Source organism: Aquimarina litoralis, from assembly GCF_039523995.1.
Lineage (GTDB): Bacteria > Bacteroidota > Bacteroidia > Flavobacteriales > Flavobacteriaceae > Aquimarina > Aquimarina litoralis.
In genome coordinates this window covers 372,154-395,093 of the sequence record NZ_BAAAGE010000001.1, presented here as the reverse complement: position 1 = coordinate 395,093, position 22,940 = coordinate 372,154, and the positions used below count along the sequence as shown (strand labels likewise).

The window sequence follows — 22,940 nt, the reverse complement described above, 5'->3', positions numbered from 1 at the left end:
CATCGATAATGAATTGAAACTAATAATAATACTCATTTAATTTTTAAACTATGAAACATAAACACCATATACAGAGACCTGGGCTGAGAAAAAAATATTTCGGAAGCAAAGGTTTTTTAAGAAAGCTCCAAAATAAAATAAAACATAATATGAAACCTAAAAAAGCTATATATAGCTAAACGATATGAGAAAAGACAAATATTTGAAAAAAGCATTATCCTGGGTCGAAAAACGATCAACAGTATCTGTAAATTCTATAGCAGAAGATTATGATGATCCTAAAGCTTTTATTAGTAAATCTTCAAAAGAAAAAATCAGAGCAGATATATCTTTTGTAACCCATGGAGGCGCTAAACACTTTATAGAAATAGCGTTAAAAAACATGGATACTAAAAAGCAAGTTGTAAAATGGAAGGTACTTAGTTTTATCGCAGGTGTAAAAAGAGGAAAATTACATTTGTTAGCTCCCAAAGGACATAAAGCACATGCAGAAAGATTAATAAAAAGATATAACATCAACGCGATGGTATATTCACTATAATAAAAACCACATAAACAAAACCATTTATATTTTGGAAAAAACAGAAAACTCAAAAAAAATAAAAACAGCTATCGATTATTGGAAAAAACAAAATGAAAAAAGAAAGTGTACGGATTTCTCGGAAATGTCTTATTGGGAAGTTGTAAGCACAAACTCGGCTTTATAAGGAAACAAGAGTTTTCCAATCATAAAAACGTTTTCTACAGACAAATTGTAGGAACGTTTTTTTGTTTTTAAATAAAAAAGTTATCTTGTAGTTGATATAAAAATTCCCTGAAAGCCTAAAACCTATGAAAAAAATACTGCTTCTTATTTTAGTGTGTAATCTCTCCTATACTTTTGGACAACAGAATATAGATGATCTATTAGCCGCTGGAGTAAATGATGCCCAACGTTTTGCATCGGATTACTTACGTCCAGCTTCAGATGGATTGATTTATAGTATGAATCAAGGTTGGTTTAATAGTGCAAAATCCAAGAAGAAATTTAGATTTGAAATTTCTCTCATTGCTAATGCTTCTTTTGTAGGAAGTGATAATAAGTCTTTTATTCTAGATACCTCGCAGTATGAAAATCTTCAGTTTAGAGATGGGAGTACGCAGCAAGAAGTGGCGACCGCTTTTGGAGATATTGAAGGAGTTGTTGTTTTTGTAGAAGGAGAAAGTACTATACCAGGATTACCTCCACAAGATGCTGAATTTGAGTTGCCAACTGGTTTAGGAGAATCTAATATCAATTTTGTACCGACAGCATTTTTACAAGCAAGTTTTAGCCCGTTAAAAGGAACCGAAATAAAAGCGCGTTTTTTCCCGCAAATAAATACAAGTGATGCAAAGGTTGGATTTTATGGAATAGGGTTGCAACATGAATTTACATCTTGGTTGCCAGCTGAGAAATTATTTCCAGTCGCAATTGCTGGGTTAATAGCGTACACGCACTTAGACGGGAGTTATGATTTTACAGATACTAGTATTGTAGATGGAGAAAACCAACGTTTCGAGAATGATACCAATACGCTATTATTTCAGTTGATCGGATCAACAAAATTACCTGTTTTTAATGTCTACGGAGGAATTGGGTATATCTCGGGAACTTCTAATACTGATTTAAAAGGAGTCTACAGAGTACAATCGGGTGTTATATCATCCGAAGAGATTACAGATCCTTTTTCGATAGAGAGTAAAGTATCTGGTGTAAGAGGTACGATAGGAGCAAAGGTTTCTCTTGGATTTTTTAAAGCAAATCTAGAGTATAACATAGCCGAATACAGTGGAGCATCTCTAGGGCTCAATTTCGGATTCTAATAGCAGAGATTATTAGATAAATTGTTTTATGATTATCAAGAAATCTATTGAAACTTAGAAGCTATTGCTATTGATTTTTTCGTGGTTGCCGTGATCGCTTCATAGTCGAAATCACCATTATTATTTTTAAATATCAATTTGGAACCTAGTCCCACACAATAAGCGCCAGAAGAAAACCATTTTTTTAGGTTATCTTCTTCTGGAGTAACACCTCCGCTAGGCATGATAAGTGACCAAGGACAAGGTGCTTTCACTGATTTTATAAAATCAGGACCACCAATTTGACCAGCTGGAAATATTTTTACAATCTCGGCTCCTAATTCTTCTGCATAATTAATTTCACTCAACGTTCCACATCCAGGTAACCAGGCAACTTTTCTTCTATTACATACTTTAGCCATATCAGGATTTAGTACAGGAGAAACGATAAAATTAGCACCGTTTTGTATAAAAATAGAAGCTGTGCCGGCATCTACTACTGATCCAATACCTAGCACCATGCCTGGTAATTCTAAGTTTACCCACTTTATTAATTCTGAGAAAATTTCATGAGCATGATCACCTCTGTTGGTAAATTCAAATACTCTGGCACCACCATCATAACAAGCTTTTAATACTTTTTTTGCAATCGTAATATCTTCGTGATAAAATAGGGGAACAATCTTAGTGCTTCCCATTGTTTGCGCAACTTCTATTCTAGTATATTTTGCCATGTTTATCTTTTTATTCTTCCTGTTAAATTTCCTTCTATTACCGATACTATTTCTTCTTCGTTTACCAAATTAGCATCACCTTCAATGGTATGTTTTAATGCACAGGATGCATTGGCAAATTGTAATGCTTTCTGATCATCATAATGTAATAGTCCATGAATCAACCCAGAGGCAAAGGCATCGCCAGTTCCTATTCGGTCAACAATATGAGTAATTTCTAATTCTTCTGTTTCATGAAAAGTGTTTCCATCCCACATTCGAGATTTAATCTTATGCCAATTCGCGTTTAAGGATACTCTTGTTTTATCAAAAACTTTTTCTATGTAGGGAAACTTCTCTTGTAGATACTTACAACTTTTGATAAAATCATCTGTATCATTAGTGAAATTAGTACCTAATAATTCATTGATCTCATTCGGACCACCGATAAAAATAGTTGATAAACCTGATAATTCAGATAGTGCTGCTCTGGCATCAATTCCATAATTCCAAAGGTTTTTCCTGTATGCAGGATCTGCAGAAACAGGAATATTTTTTTTCTGGGCTACTAAAAGCGCATTTTTTAATCCTTTATAGGCTTCTTCAGATAATGCTGGTGTGATTCCTGTCCAATGAAACCAGTTACAATGTTCCAAAATTTGCTCCCAGTCGAGATCAGAAGATTTTATTGTAGAAAATGCAGAATGTGATCTATGATAACTTATAGTACTTGGTCGCATAACAGCACCGACTTCAAGAAAATATAAACCTAAAGGATCTTCTGAAGTTTGCACAAAATCAGTATCAACTCCGTAAGTATTCAAATAACTTGTGGCTGCTTTTCCGAGAAAGTCATTAGATACTGCAGAAACATGGTTTGCCCCATTTCCCAATTGCGAAAGGGATATGGCTACATTTACCTCTGTTCCACCAAAATAATATTCCAATTGATTCGATTGGATGAGCTTTTTATTGCCAGGAGGTGAAATCCTCATAATGATTTCACCAAAGGTTACAACTTTTTTCATCTGCAGGGTTTTATTGTTCTCAAAGTAATTTTATAACAAAATAATCCGTAGTTAAGAACAAAATGTTGACTTACTTTTAATGATTTCAAAATTACATTTTTTAAATGTAAAAAATACATTTATTTTAAAATAAAAACCCGTTTCGATATTGTTATACAACTTTATCATCGAAACGGGATTGAGGCAAATTTTGATAGTATTAGAAATTAATTAGTTTCTAATCAATCTTAATGTTTTAGTCTCTTTTTTAGGATGTTTTATAGATAGGAAATAGATCCCCTTAGATAAATTCTCAATATTAATGATATGATTTTGATTCAAAGTTGTATTCATATGTGTGGTTCCTTTGATATCATATATGCGAATGTGATATTCTAATTCAGCATCTAAACCATCTAGAAATACTTCTCCCGATGATGGGTTTGGATACATCTGAAGTTTATCTAATTCTTTGGTTAGTTCTTCTTCATTACTTCTATTAACATCTCTAGTAAGTATGATTTTGTCTAAATTCCATTGCCAAGGAGTATTGCTTGACGCTAATATTCTTATAGTGTGTTGTCCTACTGTAAGATTTAAGACACCTCCATTTAATGATTCATAGCTTTCCCAAGCCCCATTGTTAGGAACATTAGTGGTAGATGCCAGAACATTATCTGCCAATAACTGAATTTGTGCTCCGTTAGATGGTGTGGAAATTAGATATTCAATATTGTAGAATCCTGCAGTAGGAATAGTAACAGCATACTCCGCCCAATCACCATTATTAACATAATTAATGGTAGTAGCTCTTCTATTAACTCCTAATCCTGGACCACCTACAGAAGCATCGTTAAAAGTTCCACCAGTACCAGTAAAATCTTCTGCTTCTATGATTAAATTACTAGTACCACCACCAGTTGCTGTGAAATTCATGGATCCTAAGTTAAAACTTCCACGATCCATAAATACTCTCATTACTTGTTGACCCGCAGGAAGAGATACATTTGAAATTGTTTTGTTTACAAAAGAACCCCAATTCCCAGTTGAACTTACAGATTGAAGTCCAGTGACATCATTACCATTAAATTCTATATGAAAGGCTCCGTTGTTATTTATAGAAGCTACCTGAGCATCAATAGTGTAAGTTCCAGCTGTGGCTACATTAACGGTGTATTCTAGCCATTCTCCATTAGAAATCCATCCGATATTACCGGCAGGAGTCCTAAATTCGGTATCTACATCAGTATTCTGTCTTGGTCCGGTTCCGTTATTACCAGATCCTGTATCATTATATGCTATTCCTTGACCTCCATTGTCAAAATCAACAGAGTTGATTGTTCCTGGTAAAGGATGAGGACTACCACCAAATGGAGTTTGTCCATCTCCTGTAGAACCTCCTGTTACAGTTATGGTAGCAGTATCTGTAAAATTACCATCGGTTGTATTTACAGTTATGGTTGCCATACCAGCAGAAACTGCTGTAACAACACCACTTTGTGTTACCGTTGCTACAGATGTATTACTAGAGGTAAATGTCATGGTTTTAATAGTTGCATTTGCAGGGGTAACCGCTCCGGTTAAATTTCCTGTTGTTCCTGCAACCAGAGTAAGATTGGCAGGTGTTACATTTACTCCAGTGACAGGAATATTAGTACCTCCTCCAACGGGTTTATATACGCGTATCCAATCTACTTTCATAGTGTTTTTAGCAGGGTCACTTAGATCTGCATCAGTAGGTGTACGATTGGCTAATACATGCCAGTCTTGGGATTCTACATTGATAATAATATCCATTTCTTTGGTAAATCCGTTACCTCCTTGAAAATTAAATGGGTCTATAATACTTACAGAAGATGTATTACTGGCTTGTTGTAGAGTTTGAAAAGAATAAGAAGTTCCTGTTGCAAATTCCGTCATTTGTTGGAAGCCTGTAGCATCAAAATCTAACTGGCCATTTGTCATTGTTGGATATGCATATGTCCAGGTGCCATTTCTATTAGTAGCAACTGCTTTATCATATAGCACACGTACTAGGTTACCGTCTATATAATACTCAAAATGAAATGGACTTATCCAATTTACACCAATGCGAACATATCTTCTGTTTCCATTATTCCAGTGGTGCTCTCCCCATACAGAAACATCTGATTGACTCCACCAACTATTAAAGTCTCTTGGTTGATAATCTGTAAATGGATTTCGAATAAACGAATGATGACTTAGATGAATAAATTCAGAGAAGAATTCATTTCCTTGCTCATCTCCTCCGTAACATTCGATGATATCGATTTCCTGTGTATCATCAGGGCTTAAAAGCCAAACATCTGATGCCAGTACAATATCGGCAACGCTTACACTTGCTTCTACAAAAACTGGAAATTTAACACGCGTATTCCCCGTGATACATCCTGAACTTACTCCGTCATTAGGGCGTCCCATTTTATCAGGAAGCCCTGTAATAGGAAGGTCACCGCCAGTACGATTCCAACGAGATGCCCTTAGTATTAAATCATTACCATCCACGGATACATGATTATATTTCCAGTAGGTGGTACCTGGACCATCCCAGCCATTATGATAAAAGTTATACCATTTGTTATTCCCAAAGTTGGATAATTGATTGGTTTCGTTAAAAGTATAATTAAAATCATCTGATGGAGCTGGTTGAAGCTCCCAAACATTTCCTTGTCCTGCATTGGCAGGCACAGGTATTCCGTTCCAATCCTGTGCGATGGAAGAAATAGTACATAAAAAGAATAAAAATAATAGTTGAGTTTGATTTTTTACAAATGAGGTATTTGTAAAGTGTGTTAGAAAGTTCATGGTTTACAATAAATTACTGTTTAGTTAATAGGTTTTAAATGATATTTAGGTTCGTAGAAATCTTTTTGAAATAAACTTTAGAGGATTTGGTTAAAACGTACCACAATCCAGCTTGGAATTTATCCAAAATCGAGATCTATAATTAATAATTATGATTTTATAATTACCTAAAAATGGGTGGGAAGTAGTAGGTAAAAAAATCAAAGACTTGCATAAGTTTGAACAAGTGAAATCGTTCAAAATATAATTACAAAATTAAATTTTTATACTGTTGTTGTTTATTTATGAGCATAGACAAAAACTGAACAAAAGCCAATAGATCCTAAATAAAACTAGATATAAAATGGTCATCTTTGTATTTATAAAATCATCCTATAATATGCTTATGTACAATGCAAAAAAATATCATTAAAAACTACCGATTGAAATAGGATTTACATTTCAATCGGTAGTTTGGATTTTACTTTTTAATCAGTTTTAGGGTTCTGTTTCCATCTTTAGGATTTACTACCGTTAAGAAATAAATACCTTGAGGTAGACTTTGTATGTCTATGATATGATTTTCGTTTAATTTTTGATCTACATAAGTAGCTCCTTTGATATCATAAATTCTGATGTTGTGTTGTTTTTCCTGAGATAATCCTTGGATAAATACACTACCAGTAGCAGGATTAGGGAATAGGTATACCTCTGGTGCTATGGGCTTGGTTGTAGTATCAGGATTAATGCGATTAGCATTGTTAGTAGATAATATAATTTTATCCAGATTCCACTGCCATGTTGTATTACTTGATGCTTGTATTCTAATGGTATGTGTTCCTGTTGCTAAAGTTACCGTTCCATCCACAAGAGAAGTAAAGTTATCCCAGGCTCCATTGGAAGGTACATTAGATGTAGCTGCAAGGTTTCCATCTACAAACAATTGAATTTGTGCTCCGCTGGAAGGCGTGGAGATCAAATATTCGATATTATACATTGCAGCTGTTGTAACATTAATGGTATATTCTGCCCAGTCACCGTTATTTACATAATTAATATTAGAAGAGGTTCTGTTCACTCCTAAACCTGGTCCTCCAGCAAAAACATCATCAAAAGTACCTCCAGTAGCGATAAAATCTTCAGCTTCTATGATCAAGGATGCGCTAGGAGGTGTTACTGAGTTTCTGATCACTTCTATACTGTTAGAAAGGTCGAAGTTTCCAGAAAGTCCAGATAGATTAGCTCCAGCACTTAATCCATTAATTCCATTTTCATAGCTTAGATGATAGATAAAACAAGATCCATCTCCAGCTTCATCGAAATTTACAGCTTCAGGAGTAGGAGGTAGCCCTAATATATTTTGTTGGTCATCGGTTACCACCCATTGTGAATTAGTTCCTGAATTTCCTGAAAGTGTAATTCCAGATACATTATCCTCAATTCCGTCGCCTACAGTAAATACAAAAGGACCACCCGTTATGGTTCCTCCATCTACTTGTGTGTTTCCTGTTATTCTAGTCAGTGTAATTCTATCTAAGTTCCATTGCCACGGATTAGATCCAGATGCTACCACACGAACTGTATGTACACCAGCAGTTAGATTAGAGATCGTACTAGATGATACTAATACGCTGTAATCATCCCATTGTCCATTATTAGGCACATTATCTGTAGCTACTACAGTTCCATCAATGAGTAGTTGGATTTGTGCATTATCAGAAGGTGTAGATATTTGATAATCGATTCTGTAAGCACCAGGATTTCCAACATTAATGGTATATTCTGCATAATCTCCACTATTTACATAATTGATATTATTAGCATTAGCATTTACTCCAAGTCCAGGTCCACCTGCAGATGAATCATTAAAGGTACCACCAGTGGCGATAAAGTCTTCAGCTTCAATAATGATGTGATCTCCAGAAGGAGGGATAGTGATGTCATTAACAGTGATAGTACCAGTAGCAGTAAAGTTGCCATCTACTGTAGTTGCTGTTATAATTGCAGTACCCATTGCTAAGGCTGTTACCAAGCCATTGCTAGAAACGGAAGCAACAGAAGGATTATTAGAAGACCAAGTAACTGTTTTATCAGTAGCATTAGCAGGAGCTACCGTTGCTGTAATTGTCGCAGTATTACCTTGATCTAAGGTTATAGATGTCGGTGAAACAGTAACACCAGTAACTGCTATAGGATCAGGACTTCCCGGTCCTTCATCTGACCTTCCAGGTTTTTTGGTAAATTCCCATGTTACTAGGTTTACTACGCAAACCTCTCCTACATGACGAAAATCTAATGTAATGGTATTGTTTTGTTGGATCAAATTGGCTGGAACTGGAATTTCAAGAGTTCCAAACCATCTGCTTCTATTTTGGTTTCCTCCTCTCCAGTCAATTGGAGTTTCGACTTCAACGCCATTAAAAACGAATTTATCGATACTTAAAAAGCTGGCAGGATCATTATCATCGTCATTAAAAAGATTGGCAGTAACTTTTAATATTGCTTCTGCTTGATCTGGATTTTGTGGAACAGAGACCCCATTTACAAAGAAATTATTATCACCTGGTTGTATCTGGATTCGTTCATTATTACTAACGGCAGCTCCATAAAATTTCCTTTCTATGGAGTCTTCATTTATATTGATGTTACTTGAATAAGTATATTTTAATATCATAGTTCCATCAGCAGCCAACTGTATCGTGTTGGGAGCAACATTATCCGAACTACTATCCAATCGTATATCTCTTACACCAGATAAGTATAAATGTTTTGTGGTTACATTTTGAAGGTTAGGTGCGTTTCCAAAGAAATTAAGATTTATACTCTTGGCCACAGGTTCTAGATTATTTAGAATTAAGTAGACATCATCACCATCTATATATGCATCTACTTGAATGTCTGGATCAGTCGACTTTGTGTCTACTCTAGTTCCTTTTACTTCAGACCAAAGTTCGAACCACTTGATATAATCGCTCCATTCCCAATTTCCATCACGGTCATCATCTCTAAGCATTTTATATTGATAAAAAAATTCTGGAATACCATCTCCGTTTGAATCCGTATCTCCCCACTGCGCTTTAATCGGAGTGAACGGCATGGATAGTTCTACATAATCAGGCCTTTCTAAGAACTGCATCAACATGGAACTGAAAGGTTTCATAATTTCCCAATCATATCTTGTATCATGAGGTTTAAAATCCCATGCATTATTTACACCTCCATATTCTGATATAACTACTGGTTTTCTATTGTTAACCCCGTTTTTTGATACATCATACCATTCCAACATTTCTAATGTGGCTTCTACATGACCACCTCTTCGAGTGGTTCCGCCAGTAGCATCGTATGTAGGCCAATCATATAAGTGTACAGCGTAAAAATCCATATTATCTCCTGCCGTATCCATAAAGCCTTTCCATAGCACATCCCACTGAAACCAAGGTTGATTTCTATCAATATAAAAAGAAGGTTTGTCTACTTGGTTTCTAGCGTAGGCTTTTGCTATTTCATCAGCCGGAGTATTACCATAAAAACCATTTACATAATCAACAGTTTGAAAACGTGAAAAACCATCACCATTGAACAGGTCATGAAGTCCCCATGTCATACCACCTATTTTTGGAGCTCTGCTTCCCAGTTTTTCCTTGATACCTTTAGCAACCAGATTATGATACTCAAAGATGTCTTCCCAACTAGACATCATAAATTGTCCTGTGTTTAGTACAAAATCAGGTTCATTAACGACTTCCCAATATTTAGGCTTTGGCATCTCATTACCCGCATTTTGGGTAAAAAATTCATCCATATATTGCACTACCCATTCAGCTGAAGTTTCGATATCCTGAGGAATCCAAATCGATCCGTTTTCTCTACCCCAAACAGATCCGCTAGGATGACCATAAGATAGTGTAGGATAGGTAGGATGAGGATTAGTTCCCATAATCATACTTTGGATTTTATCTTTAAATTGAACACGATTTTCATCTACCAATCGATCTTCAAAAAAGCCTCTCCAAAATTCTAACATATTGGTTAAGCTATCTCTATCGTGTTTGTTAGGTCTTTCTGTATCGGCAGGTGAAAATCCAAATAGGAAGGATGAGGTTCCGTTGTCTCTGCCAAAATAGACATCCAGATCATCGATTAGGTATTTTGCTTTATCCAGTTCTCCATTCCAGTCACCTTCATATAAATTTGAATGGATGGTAATGTGTCTTTCTCTACCGAAATCGGAGACCCCGTTTACAGAGTGTTTAATGTCTACATTGACATCTACTTCGACGTTTTGAGCCCTGTTTGCTATAGGAAATAGCATAAAAAGGCCCATTACAATAATGAAATTGATTTTTTTCATGATTAATAAAATTGAGTTTATAATATATATGTGTGTGGTTCGGAGTTTTTTCTAATTAGGTTTTAAATTTTGACAATAGATCTCCCTGTTAAAAGTGTATATACTTTTAAAAAAGATGAGATATATTGAATCAAGAACTAATCGATTGAAATACTTTGTTCTTATGTGTTGAGTTTTGTTATGTTTCAATAATCACATCAAATTGTACATGTTCAAAGTTTTGGTGATGAACATAATTGTGATCGGTAAATCTATTGTCAATTGCCTTTTATCAAGCAATTAAAAGTGTACTTCTATAAAGTATAAGGTTCGTAGAAAATAGGTTTTAAGTATTAATTGAAAAGAGTAATGTTGGTTGAGTTTGTGTTTTAGTTTACATAAGGTAATAGTGATTAATTAGACAAAACAATTCGAGTGGCATTATTAAAAGAGTTAAAATTTTCTTGACTAGCAGAATATATTAGCACTCACATATTTTATATCCAATATTCCATAGAACTTTTTAGTTTAACCATTCTAGAAAATAGATAAGAGATTCTTTAATGGATAATTATCGATTATAAAAACTTTGGTATAAAAAACTTAAGCGAGGATAATTTATATGAAATTTATCCCTAATCCATGCTTCGTAAAAACAATAATAAAATTATAAGTTCTTAGCGATAAAAGGCCTAAAAAGAGCGTAGACAAAAACTGTACAAAACGATAATATTCCTTAATTGAACTGGATTAATATTCAACAAAATGAAGAATTAATGAATAAACGAATGTGAATGCAATATTTTTTTAACTTTTTAAAAGAATAATTAATATTAAAACATCTAAAAAAATATTGTTATAATGGTAAGGTTTAAAAAGAGTAAATTGAATATTTTTTTCATAAAAATTTAACAATAAAAGCCATGTGTTGTGAATTTTATAAAGTTTTTATTTCTAATCTATTACTTGAAATTTTATTGGTAAAGGGGGATGTTACAAAGTAATTCTATGGGATATTAATTTTGTATATCGAAAGAATATCTATTAAAGCTTAAACAAGAGTAAGTAGAAAGTAAGAAGAAATCTACTTTAGTAAAACAAAAGCATAATACTTTCGCATTTAGAAAAAAGCGTGATAATGTACTTTTTCTTAATTTTTTACATCTTCATACCATTAAAATTACTATGATTTTTATTTTATTTAACTTGTAGTTTTTCTTTATTCTTTTTTCTAGATAAAATCTTGTAAATGATCTTTTTTAGGTTGCCTTCACCTATCTCAACGTCATATTCACCTTTTTTCAAAACTTTTGGTTGATACGTTTCACCTTTTACTCTAATTGAGGAAATTAGTTCCTTAGTATAGCTGTCTCTGATGGAAACAACTTGATTTTCTTTATTGAGTAATAGTGTAGGAAGTTCAAAGCCTTTTTTAATCTTAAAGTTATCAGTTTGAGAAATGGTTATAGGCCATCCCAAATATTGTTTGCTCTTTGTGTCTGTAATATCCACATTTCTCTCCCAACATTCAAATGTGATTGTTCTATTTGGTTTATTGAATTTTACAATTCCTATACCTGCAGCTCTAGTAGATAATAGTTTACCTTTATTAATCTCATCTTCTGTAGGATTGGCGACAGCCATGACGGTCATTTTATTTCCAAAACCATCCAGAAATTTACCTGTATAGCTAGGAGAGTTATCGATAACTTTATCAATTCTAGCTTGTTCCGAAGGTTTCCACCAACGTAACCATAGATTTGCTATTGCTGGAGTAGCAAAAGAGAAGCCAGCATCTCCCCAATCATCAATACCGTGTTGTACAAAAGAAGCTAAGTGTTGGTCTCCTGCTATCATGGGAGAAAAGCTTTTTCGAATAACAGACAATGCCTTATTTCTAGGTGATTGAGGCCAAGCATTACTATCAAAATCTTGAGTAACTTCATTCGTAGATTTACCAGTATAGTTGCTTACTTGAGCAAATATCGTTTGAGAAAGGACAGCTTTCATTTCACTGTCTTTCCAATCAGTAGTCCAATTTTCTAAAAACTCCAATTGTCTTTTTCCTAATAAAGTGGCACCATGGACATCTAATTTTTTAACATTAATATCTTTTCGAAATAAGGTTTCGGCTGGACCATTTTTAAAGATATCTGGATTTTGATTGGTTACCTCGGTTAAACCAGATTTGAATTTACGATCTTCTAAAATTGCAAAACTTATTCCTCCCCATTTTAAATCCGTGTAATACACACCAATTCCTCTATCGATAGGAGTTGGATCATAAGGATCTGGCAAGTGGCTTGTTTGTGCTCGCTCTACTTCTTTTATATATTCTATAGGCATATAATAACCTCCGTGAACACCTCTTCTAGAATCAGATTTGATACCTCCTTGTCCCCAAATATTACCTTGGCCGATATCATGATCGTCTGTTATACAGATAGTCGGAGTATTTCGAATAATATCTCCAAAATCTCGGCCGAACTTCAACCAATGAACAAGATGTTCGCTATGTTCATATACTTGATCACCAGCAAAAAACAATAAATCTGGTTTAATCTTTTTAAAATTCTCTACAATGTCATTTCGAGAAATGTCACCCCCATGATTAGCAAATGAAGAATTACATGAAAGTACTCCCATTACAAATTCGTCTTTATCAATAGGGTTTTTTCTTATAATACCTTCGTAAGTTGCTTTTTCATTGTAAACAACACGATATGGAATCTCTCTAGAGTCATCCCAGTTTTCTATACTAAACGGAGCTGTATATCCTGGATAAATTATGTCTGTTTTGGCTATTTCTAACCATTTTCCATCTTTTTTTATTTCTAAAGAAGCTTCAAAAGGCTCATAGTTTTTTATAGGATAAAACTGTGCGGTTAGTTTAAGCTTATTTTCATGAACGGTGTACATGGCAAAGCAAATTCTATCTTTTAATTTGTTGTATGCTATGTAAGAATAAAGATCCTTTGATTGTGCTTGTATTGTAAAAAAGGGAATTAAAAATAGTATTAAAAATAAAGTTGTTTGTAATTTAACATAGGTTCGATTCTTTATTTTCATTAGTGTTTCGGGTATAGATTTTTAATAAATTAGGTATTAATTACAAGTTTGCTTATTCAATTGACCATTTGGTGTGTAGACTCTGATCCAATCTACCACCATTTTAGTATTAGGACCAGATTTTATGTCATTACTGTTCCAAAAAGCATCAACACCTCCATATCGCCACGGTTGTGAAGCCTGACTTATCAACATATGCATCTCTCTAGTAAGACCGTCTCCACAAGTAGTATACCCTCTTGGATCTATAGCATCTTCTTCTCTCAAACCATTCACAGTTTTCACCTTTTTTCCATCTATAAAATAGACTAATTTAGTAGGACTTTCCCATTTAACTCCAAAAATATGAAACTGCTCACTCCAAACTACATCATTATCTCTAGAGCAATCGTTATTATCTTTTTTTCTAGACATCCAAGTATGTTTTTGTGGTTGATAATCAAACCTTTCAGTCTCAGTTTGTCTAAATGTGTGGTGGCTAAGATGTATTCTATCCGCGAAGTATGGTCGATCACATTCTTGACCATCTATTCTTATTCGCGGTCCATATGCCTCTACGTTATCGATCTCTTCTATTTGTGTTTCCTTACTGATCATCCAAACAGCATTAGCTAATTGAGAGTTGCTTATTTTTACTTTGGCTTCTTGATAGAGCGGATAGGTACTTGTTTCTTTTGATGAAATCATACCACAACGTAGTCTTTTTTCATTTCCTGTCTCATCAATTATAGCTTGTAAAATTAGTATTCGATTTCCTGTATTGGAAGTGTCATCTTCAAATGATACTTGATCACCAGTCCATATGGTTGGTAAAGGTTGAAAATTGTTTACATATCCGAGTCGCCATTTGTTCTGAAATTCTGGAGATTGTTTCCCTCCTATATAATCAAATTCATCAGATAATATTTCTACCTTTTGCCAGTTTTCCATTCCATTATCAACTAAAGAAGTTTCTTCTATAGTATTATGTACTGGAGTGTCAAATAAATTGGTGTCTCCGAATAAGCAATCAGATAAAATAGCTATTGAACCTAATTCTTCCTCTTCTTCTTCAACTTCCTCGTCAGGATCATCTGAATTGTTTTCTGGAAGAATGTTATCATCGTTATTACAACCAAGGATACAACAAAGAAAAAATATGATCAATCCCGAAAGGTTACATAAGCTTGTTTTTCTGTTCATTTTCGATAAAACTTTAAATTAAATGGCAACTATATTGGACAAAAGGAAAATGTTAAAAAAAAGAGAAAGAGGCCTAAACTGTTTATGACTAAAAAACAACTGTTTAGAATAACCCTGCGCTCTTTCTCTCTTATTTCAGATATTACTTTGGTAATAAATGAAAATAAAAATTGGCTAATATATTATGGTCTAAGTTCAACCTCGCTTACAAATAAATCATCCATATAAATTTTAATAGGCATATTATTAAACTCATTGTCTCCTCTTATAAGTAATTCCTTTTCTTCCGACGCATTTCCAGTTACTAAAATGGAGCTATATACCCATTCTCCTGTTGGGAACGAAGCACTAAATTCTGGATTTGGACCTGTTCCGAAGTCAGGTGAAGGTCTTAAATAAATTCTGAGATCAGGATTGTTAGATCCAGCTGGAGTATTTCCAACATTTTCTACAAATACCCAAACACCAATTTCATATGTTTTACCAGATTCTATTGGTAATTTTCCAGCTGTATGTGCAATGATCATACCCCCATTTGCTTGCATATCAACTACTCCACTTCTAGTTCCTGTTCGTGCTCTGGAAAAATCAATTGAGAAATCATATAACTCCCATTTTCCACCCCAGAATTGATAGGGCCAATTTGCGTCATCAGCAGAATTTTCAAAACTATAGTCAATTGTTGTGGATTCCAATAAGTTTTCTCCTTGTTCAAAAGAATCCATTGGTACATCGATAAAACTATCTGCCTGAACTCCATCTGTAGTGAATAATGATCCTGCAGTATAGGAAACAGATACTGTGTCATCAATGTAGATTTGGTCTCCACTTAAAGAAACTAATAAAATATTTCTTTCTGCTGGGTTCACTTGAACACTTTGTATGGTTGCGGAGATCGGAGTTCCATTATTTTCTACGTTGATGGAGAATTGATCACTTACAACGGTAGCTTCATCCATTTCTCTGCTAAATTCTAACGCCAAGGTTCCATCTCTTTTTCCTTGAACTCCATCCAAAGTAACAGGATCTGTAGAAGGTATAACTTTTACTAAGTTCGAAAAAGCAGCTATAGCTTGCCCTGCCGGCCTATTGGTATTTGCATCTACATTAATTCCATAAGTTCCTAAACGTTTATAGATAACATCTACTTGATTAGTTCCAGTAGCTGTTTCTGGATCTCCACCGTCTATTGTCCAATCGATGTTTAAAGGTTCTCCGACAAGGTCAAAAGTATAACGAACAGCCCTACTAGCAATCACCTCATTTTCGGCATTATCGCTTATAGTTAGTGCAGCTCCCAGAGTGCCATCCGGATTAATATAATTAGCCTTTAGATCTATGGCAATTGGTTCTATAACAGTTACTACAATAGTTGTGTCTAATTCCCGTCCTCTAAGTTCTCCATCTACAAAAGCATCTTCTTCAAAAACCTGACTTAAGGTTACGTTATGTTCTCCAACCTGTGTGAAGATTGCTTTTACAACATCACTATTAGACTCTGTAACATTAGCAACACCTTCTGGGAATTTCCATACTCGGGAAACTACTCCAGTAGAGACATCACCGAACGTCAGATCTGTATTTACTCTAATTTGATTAGCCTGACTTTGCTCTGAAGTAAAAATTACTCGTTGGCTTGGAACATCAGTATCTACATCATCATTTTGGCAGCTAATAATGGTAATCAAACCGATTATCAGTACTGTTATAAATTTTAATAACTTCTTCATATTTGCAGAATTTTAATTACCAATTTCATCATTTGTTTGTAATTCGGCAGCTGGAATAGGGAAATAGTCATGAACTGCCGAGTTATAATTTTGGCTTGCTATACCAAAATCGCGTCTTAATTTTTCTCTAATAAATAGTGGAGCTACACCAACACCGCCAATGTCCAGAGCATCAAAATTTGCTTCTCTCCACAATTCATCTTGTACTAATTCATTTAAGACATTACCTGCAATTCCCCATCTAACCAGATCTTTCCATCTATGCCCTTCAAAACATAATTCCAAAGGCCTTTCTACACGTCTTAAGTGCGTCATTACCGTGGCTACAGAAGCCGATACAAAAGGTTGTATGCCGTTTACTTGCTCACTAATATGAAATTGAGGAAATCCTCCATTATCATTTATATACTGATCTAAGGTAATGACTCCAGCTCTTCTTCTTACTCGGTCAATAAATTCTATTGCTGTGTCAACATCCCCATTTGCTTCAAGAACAGCTTCAGCATACATTAAATACACATCTGCTAAGCGAATATGTCTAAAATTGATTTCGGAACGACTATTCCCATCTTCACTTTCCAAGTGATACCAGTTAGAATATTTTTTTGCGTAAGAACTTTGACCAAATACCCAACCAGGCTTATCATTAATAGGCAATCCATAATATAGACCATCTCCATCTACAGGAACAATACTAGCTCCCATTCTTTTGGATTGCATATTTCCATCATTAATTGGATTGTTAGGGTCGATTTCATCTCGTACAAAAAGCTCATGAAGATAATAGGTAGGAAGCACAACATTAAATGCTCCAAACTGTAATTGTCCCATAGACTGAGCTACTCCACTTGCTTCTGCTCCGGTTTCGAAGGTATTATCATCTACAACATTACCATTTGCTCCTGGATTAAATTCTACAGAATAAGGGGTTTCTAAAATGGATTCAGAGTTGAATTCCGTTAAATGAGAAAAATTGTCAAGATTGTTAGGAGCTAAGCTATAAAGATTAGAATCTATCACTTCTCTAAATTCGTTAGCAGCTTGTTCCCATTGTTGACTATATAAATATGTTTTTCCTAATAAAGCTGTAGCTGCTCCCCAAGTAACTCTACCCAAGTCGTTGGAAGGCCAAGTTTCTGGTAAATTAGCTTTAGCAAAAATAAGGTCTGGGATGATTACTTGATTAGTTACTTCTTCAATTGAACTAAAAGGAGCTGCTATTTCTTCTGAAGTCCTTGCAACAGAGGTTCTAATAACTGCACCACCATAAGAATGTGCTATCTGGAAATGATAAAATGCTCTTAAGAATCGTGCTTGAGCTTCAATAGATATTGCTTCTTCCGGATCATCAAATACATTAAGGTTTAGTGGAAGTTGCTCAAGTACTTGATTAGCTCTGAAGATACCAATATATAGTTCGTTCCATTTATCTACTACTTGCTCACTTGCATCACCAAAATTTAAAGAAGCAAATTCAATTTGTCTATAAAAGTTTTCGGTACCTGCTTCATCTCCTAAAAGCATCTCAAATGCTAATCCAGATCCACTGATACCTTGAAACTGAAGCGCACCATACACAGTTGTGAGGGCTGCATCAAAATCATTTGGAGTACTCCAAAAAGTTTCTTCAGTTACTGCATTTGGATTATCTACGTCTAATTCGCAACTGGATATCACAATAAAGCCTAAAATTAGTGCGATGTACGTGATTAGTTTATGTTTAATTTTCATAATAAATTATATTGTAAGTTTAAAAACCAAGTTGAACACCAAATAAAATTCTTCTGGATACTGGATAGGTCAATTGATCAACTCCTCTTGTAAAAATTCCGTCTCCTCCAATTTCAGGATCAAAACCTGTATATTCGGTAAACGTAAACGGGTTTTGAGAAGTAGCATATATTCTAAAACTGGAAAAGAAATTTGGTAAAGCATCCTTAGGGATCGAATAGCCCAAGGTAATATTTCGTATTCTCCAATAGGATCCATCTTCTAGAAAAAAGTCGGATCTTGCTCTAGTACTCGCAGTAGAGACATTTCCTGCCCTTCTTGCTGGAATATTAGAGGATGGGTTTTGTGGTGTCCATTGATTGAATTGTTCTTCATGTCTTCCATTAATGTAAGCTAAAAGACGTGCTCCGTTATACACTTCTGCACCATAAGAAAAGTAATTTTGTATGAAAAAATCAAAACCTTTATACTCCAGATTTAAACTTAGACCAGCTTCGAAATCAGCTTGTCCAGAACCAGCGTAGACTCTATCATCATCGTTAATAGTACCATCTGCTGTATCAGGAATTCCATCACCATTAGTGTCTACAGTAAGTTGATCAATATAAGCTATATCACCTATTCTTGCATCAGGAACTATTTGTTGATAGGCTTGTAACTCTTCTTCTGTTTGGATTACTCCTTCATTTTGAAGTAGAAAAAATGCACCTGCTTCAAATCCTTCTGCTAAAAATGTAGTATTATCAACATTACCTACAGTAAATACGGGAGTTCCCCCAGAAAAACCTCTGCTTGTACCGTTAAGATCTGTTACTTCATTGACATTTCGTGTAAAAGTACCCGCAATGTTCCATTTTAATCCATAAGAAGTCTGATCTTTATAAGATAATGCTATTTCAATTCCCTGATTTGTTAAATTTCCGGCATTAACAACTCGACTTCTAAAACTTTGATCTCTTGGTGCACTGGTTCCTGTTGATGGCGGAAGTCTTTCTTCTAATAGAAGATCTTTTCTGTCATTTAGGTAATAGTCAGCTGTAAAATTAAGTTTATTGCTAAACATGGATAAATCAACACCTACGTTTCTGGAGATTTTAGTTTCCCATTGTATATCAGGATCTACCAAACGTCTTCCGATTTGACCAAATGCCAAATTTTCGGCTTCTCCAAAAATAAAATTCACTCCTGATTCTATTGTCGGTATAAATGGAGTCGGATTAGTACCTGCTATGGTTTGATTTCCTACTTCGGCGATACTTCCTCTAAATTTAAGGTTATTAATGAAGTCGAGATTTGCATTTTTGAAAAATGGTTCCTCGCTAACATTCCAGCCTGCGGAAATTCCATAAAAGATCTTAAATCTATTAGAAGTAGGGAAATTAGAAGATCCATCTCTTCTTATACTTGCGGATAAAAGGTATCTATCATCAAAATTATATTGAACTCTTCCTAATAAACCACTTAACTTATTGGTTATGTCAAACCCAGTTGGATTTATAGGTTCTTGTCCTTGACCTAGAACAGGTGTATTATTACTAGCAAGACCAATAACACCAGTACTTAAATTTTTAGAATCAAATTGTTCATAAGATGTCAACGCAAGAAGCTTAAGATTATGATTTCCAAAATCAACATTATAGCTTAAAGAGTTTTCTATAGTATTTCTTTGTGTAAAAATAAAACTCTCTTGTAGGATTGCATCTTCACGTGATGCACCAGGTACAAAATCTCCTTGTACATTGAAAAGAAGATACTGTGGGCGTAAAAAGTTTCTCCTAAAATTCCAATTATTCCTACCTAAATTCACTTTATAGGTTAATCCTTTAAGAATTTCATAATCTAAACTAAAAGCAATGTTAGAACTCCTTATGCGTCTTTCATCTTCATCATTCAAAAGTCTCGTTAAAAAACTCAACAACTCCGGTTGTCCAGTTCCCACTCCTAATTGTACCACACCATTCACGGGTTGTATATTTGAAATCGGAGGCTGAAAAGGTCTTTGGGCAACTGCTTGCTCTAATAGGGCAAATGGTTCCTGAACTCTCAGTTCATCCGTAATACCAATACTTGTAAAGATTTTTAACCTTTCCTTGGTATACTGTCCTGTAATTCTAGTGGTTAATCGATTAAAACCAGAATTGATAAGTACCCCTTCTTGATCAAAATAAGAACCATTAATATTTAAAGAGAGATCACCAACTCCTCCAGATATATTTAAATTATGATTTTGTATTAAAGCATTGTCATTTTGAACATCACCTACAAAGTCACTGTCAAAATCCAGAGCATTCGGATTTAAAAAGAATGTATTGTTTACTGTTCCATCAGCATCATTTACTGCTTGATCAGAAAAAAGTTGTTGATTCGTATTCATTAAAGGAACACCAGATGTAATATTTTGAACAGCTAAGTAAGTTGAATAATCTACTTTTAATTGTCCTTGCCTACCTTTTTTTGTGGTTATGAGGATAACTCCATTCGCAGCTCTAACTCCATAAACAGCAGCAGAAGCACCATCTTTTAAAATATCAATAGACTCTATTTGTTCTGGTGCTATATTAGGATTTCCTTGAAAAGGTATTCCATCTACGACAAAAAGAGGACCTAATGAACCTGGGCTTAAAGAACCAACTCCTCTAATTTGTATGTTTGCCTCTTCACCAGGTCTACCATTACTTGCTTGTATGTTAACACCAGCAATTTGTCCTTGGAGTGATTCTGCAACATCCGATACAGGTGCTTTAGAAATAACTTCGGCACTTACTGTATTTACTGCTCCTGTAACTTCAATTTTTCGTTGCGTTCCATATCCAATAACGACTACTTGTTCCAGTTCTTGACTATCCTGAGCGAGAACAATATTGATTGTAGTGTTATTGCCTATGGTTATAGATTGTGTGGTGAAACCAAGAGATGAAAATACTAAGACCTCTCCTTTAGAAGCTTTTATTTCATAATTTCCATCAAAATCAGAAACGGCTCCTCTTTTGGTTCCCTCTACTAAAACGTTTACTCCTAATAAGGGCATGCCGGTTTCATCTATAATTTGTCCGGTAATATTCATTTTATCTTGCGCTTTCGTACTGACGAAACATAACATCAGTAGACAGATCAATAACCAATGATACTTTTTGGTCATAGTTGTTTTGTTATTTTTCATAAATGATAATAGAAACTTAGTAAAATTTAATACTTATTAATGATTTCTCATTTTTTTAAACTCAATTCACTGAAATGATCAAAACAAACATATAAATCTTAAGGTTTTATTAAAAAAAAAGAAACTAGACAAAAAATAGACGAATGAGTTTTTGTAAAAAAAAGTGTTAAAAATTTGCTTAGATAAGGTAGAGGTAGTATTAACAATTTGCAATTTAATAAAGACATATATTTATTAATGCTAATTCTTCTTTTTGATAAGAAAAACAAATTCAAAAGCCCAATAATCATTGGATTTCAAGGTTTTTTAGTTCTTAACGTATTAGAAACAATAAGATAATAAATTGTTTAAAAAAAAGTATCGCTTTTTGGATCGTATCTTTACAAAAGTTTACTTTTTTTAAAATTACCTGAAAAAACTGTGAACCTCCTGCGTGATAAAGTTTAAAAGATATCATTTTATCATAATTTTTCTAAACTATACAATTTAGTTCAGTTTTAGTCTAGTTACTTATTTATTTTATCGTTTTATTAAATATTAATTTTAGATCTTTAAAAATTAAGATCATGAAAAAAGTTACGTTAATTTATTTCCTTTTTATTATTTCTTTAGGTTTTTCTCAAAGTATTACATGGAACAATCCAATTAGTGCAGTCGTTCCTGGTGAAACTATTAATATGGATGTTTCCTATGATGCAGGCTCAGAAGACTTTTTCTATGTTAGTATCATATTAAGAGAGGTTGATGCTGCCTTTAATATTGTAAATGATTACAATCAGATATTTCCTATAGATGAAAATGCTGGTCAACAACCAAATGCTCAAAACAATGTGACCTTTGATTATACTATTGATGCTAATGCTCCAAATTCAAGTAGTTTGTCATCCGGAAACCAATATTTATTGATCATATTCATGTCCTATAATAATGACGGTGGGTTTGTTAATGATAATACAGGTATAACAGTAGACTCAACACTATCTATAGACTCCTTTGATAATGAAAAAAGTATAAGTGGTTTTTATCCAAACCCAGTAAAGAATGTTTTATACTTTAATGATGAATTGATTTCCGATCAGTATACTATTATCGATTTTACAGGAAGGACTGTAAAATCTGTAAAAGGAGCGACCTCATTGAATGTCGAGGAATTAACCGCAGGTACCTATTTTATACAAACTGAAAAAGGAACTGGAAAATTTGTAAAAATCTAATTTAGAGTTATTAGTTTTTATTGTTTCGTATGATTGGGCGTTTTTTAATGCCTAATCATACTTATTTATACAATACTCCTAAACGAATTATTTTGGATCGTAAAATTATGTCTAGAACATTTAATTATGGTTGACTTGTGTCATTAGATCCTATCACATAAGAAGTTTATGA

General features: G+C 34.1%; 13 protein-coding genes. 4 read left to right on the top strand and 9 right to left on the bottom strand.

The window, feature by feature from the left end; translation table 11 throughout:
• The first annotated feature begins 184 nt into the window (after positions 1-184).
• The 3 genes from ABD077_RS01395 (at position 185) to ABD077_RS01385 (ending at position 1,845) form a co-directional block, all read left to right on the top strand.
• A complete protein-coding gene (locus ABD077_RS01395; protein ID WP_343909762.1) occupies positions 185-541 on the top strand; it encodes a hypothetical protein in 357 nt (118 codons plus the stop codon).
• Positions 542-572: 31 nt separating this feature from the next.
• Positions 573-707, top strand: a complete 135-nt coding sequence (locus tag ABD077_RS01390) for a hypothetical protein (RefSeq protein WP_299605287.1) — start codon at positions 573-575, stop codon at positions 705-707.
• Positions 708-831: 124 nt separating this feature from the next.
• Positions 832-1,845 carry a DUF6588 family protein gene (locus tag ABD077_RS01385; RefSeq protein ID WP_343909759.1) on the top strand — a complete coding sequence of 338 codons (1,014 nt, stop codon included), beginning with the start codon at positions 832-834 and terminating at the stop codon, positions 1,843-1,845.
• 44 nt (positions 1,846-1,889) lie between these two features.
• On the opposite strand, the gene ABD077_RS01380 is transcribed toward ABD077_RS01385, so the two are convergent.
• The 9 genes from ABD077_RS01380 to ABD077_RS01340 all read right to left on the bottom strand — a co-directional run bounded on the left by ABD077_RS01380 (position 1,890) and on the right by ABD077_RS01340 (position 21,458).
• Positions 1,890-2,558 carry a bifunctional 4-hydroxy-2-oxoglutarate aldolase/2-dehydro-3-deoxy-phosphogluconate aldolase gene (locus ABD077_RS01380; protein ID WP_343909757.1) on the bottom strand — a complete coding sequence of 223 codons (669 nt, stop codon included), beginning with the start codon at positions 2,556-2,558 and terminating at the stop codon, positions 1,890-1,892.
• A 2-nt stretch (positions 2,559-2,560) separates the two neighbouring features.
• Positions 2,561-3,565: a sugar kinase gene (locus tag ABD077_RS01375; RefSeq protein ID WP_343909755.1), complete on the bottom strand. Its 1,005-nt coding sequence runs from the start codon at positions 3,563-3,565 to the stop codon at positions 2,561-2,563.
• Between the two features lie 210 nt (positions 3,566-3,775).
• Entirely contained in the window at positions 3,776-6,370 is a 2,595-nt protein-coding gene (locus ABD077_RS01370; protein ID WP_343909753.1) for a carbohydrate-binding protein, read from the bottom strand.
• A 460-nt stretch (positions 6,371-6,830) separates the two neighbouring features.
• On the bottom strand, positions 6,831-10,703 hold the full coding sequence (locus ABD077_RS01365; RefSeq protein ID WP_343909751.1) for a carbohydrate-binding protein: 3,873 nt from the start codon (positions 10,701-10,703) through the stop codon (positions 6,831-6,833).
• A 1,176-nt stretch (positions 10,704-11,879) separates the two neighbouring features.
• Complete coding sequence (locus ABD077_RS01360) at positions 11,880-13,601, bottom strand: alkaline phosphatase D family protein (RefSeq protein WP_343909748.1); 1,722 nt, start codon at positions 13,599-13,601, stop codon at positions 11,880-11,882.
• Positions 13,602-13,787: 186 nt separating this feature from the next.
• On the bottom strand, positions 13,788-14,933 hold the full coding sequence (locus tag ABD077_RS01355) for a family 16 glycosylhydrolase (RefSeq protein WP_343909746.1): 1,146 nt from the start codon (positions 14,931-14,933) through the stop codon (positions 13,788-13,790).
• Between the two features lie 182 nt (positions 14,934-15,115).
• The gene (locus ABD077_RS01350; RefSeq protein ID WP_343909744.1) at positions 15,116-16,663 is read right to left on the bottom strand and encodes a hypothetical protein; all 1,548 of its coding nucleotides are present in this window, start codon (positions 16,661-16,663) and stop codon (positions 15,116-15,118) included.
• 12 nt (positions 16,664-16,675) lie between these two features.
• The gene (locus tag ABD077_RS01345; protein ID WP_343909742.1) at positions 16,676-18,394 is read right to left on the bottom strand and encodes a RagB/SusD family nutrient uptake outer membrane protein; all 1,719 of its coding nucleotides are present in this window, start codon (positions 18,392-18,394) and stop codon (positions 16,676-16,678) included.
• A gap of 19 nt (positions 18,395-18,413) precedes the next feature.
• Positions 18,414-21,458, bottom strand: coding sequence for a SusC/RagA family TonB-linked outer membrane protein (locus ABD077_RS01340; RefSeq protein WP_343909740.1), 3,045 nt, complete (start codon positions 21,456-21,458; stop codon positions 18,414-18,416).
• Positions 21,459-22,120: 662 nt separating this feature from the next.
• Here ABD077_RS01340 and ABD077_RS01335 point away from each other — a divergent pair.
• A complete protein-coding gene (locus tag ABD077_RS01335) occupies positions 22,121-22,768 on the top strand; it encodes a T9SS type A sorting domain-containing protein (RefSeq protein ID WP_343909738.1) in 648 nt (215 codons plus the stop codon).
• The last annotated feature ends 172 nt before the right edge of the window (positions 22,769-22,940 follow it).

Excerpts from the sequence above, each read along its gene's own strand:
- ABD077_RS01395 (WP_343909762.1), top strand. The coding sequence starts at position 185 with ATGAGAAAAGACAAATATTTGAAAAAAGCATTATCCTGGGTCGAAAAA.
- ABD077_RS01385 (WP_343909759.1), top strand. The coding sequence starts at position 832 with ATGAAAAAAATACTGCTTCTTATTTTAGTGTGTAATCTCTCCTATACT.
- ABD077_RS01380 (WP_343909757.1), bottom strand. The coding sequence starts at position 2,558 with ATGGCAAAATATACTAGAATAGAAGTTGCGCAAACAATGGGAAGCACT.
- ABD077_RS01375 (WP_343909755.1), bottom strand. The coding sequence starts at position 3,565 with ATGAAAAAAGTTGTAACCTTTGGTGAAATCATTATGAGGATTTCACCT.
- ABD077_RS01370 (WP_343909753.1), bottom strand. The coding sequence starts at position 6,370 with ATGAACTTTCTAACACACTTTACAAATACCTCATTTGTAAAAAATCAA.
- ABD077_RS01365 (WP_343909751.1), bottom strand. The coding sequence starts at position 10,703 with ATGAAAAAAATCAATTTCATTATTGTAATGGGCCTTTTTATGCTATTT.
- ABD077_RS01360 (WP_343909748.1), bottom strand. The coding sequence starts at position 13,601 with ATGTACACCGTTCATGAAAATAAGCTTAAACTAACCGCACAGTTTTAT.
- ABD077_RS01355 (WP_343909746.1), bottom strand. The coding sequence starts at position 14,933 with ATGAACAGAAAAACAAGCTTATGTAACCTTTCGGGATTGATCATATTT.
- ABD077_RS01350 (WP_343909744.1), bottom strand. The coding sequence starts at position 16,663 with ATGAAGAAGTTATTAAAATTTATAACAGTACTGATAATCGGTTTGATT.
- ABD077_RS01345 (WP_343909742.1), bottom strand. The coding sequence starts at position 18,394 with ATGAAAATTAAACATAAACTAATCACGTACATCGCACTAATTTTAGGC.
- ABD077_RS01340 (WP_343909740.1), bottom strand. The coding sequence starts at position 21,458 with ATGAATATTACCGGACAAATTATAGATGAAACCGGCATGCCCTTATTA.
- ABD077_RS01335 (WP_343909738.1), top strand. The coding sequence starts at position 22,121 with ATGAAAAAAGTTACGTTAATTTATTTCCTTTTTATTATTTCTTTAGGT.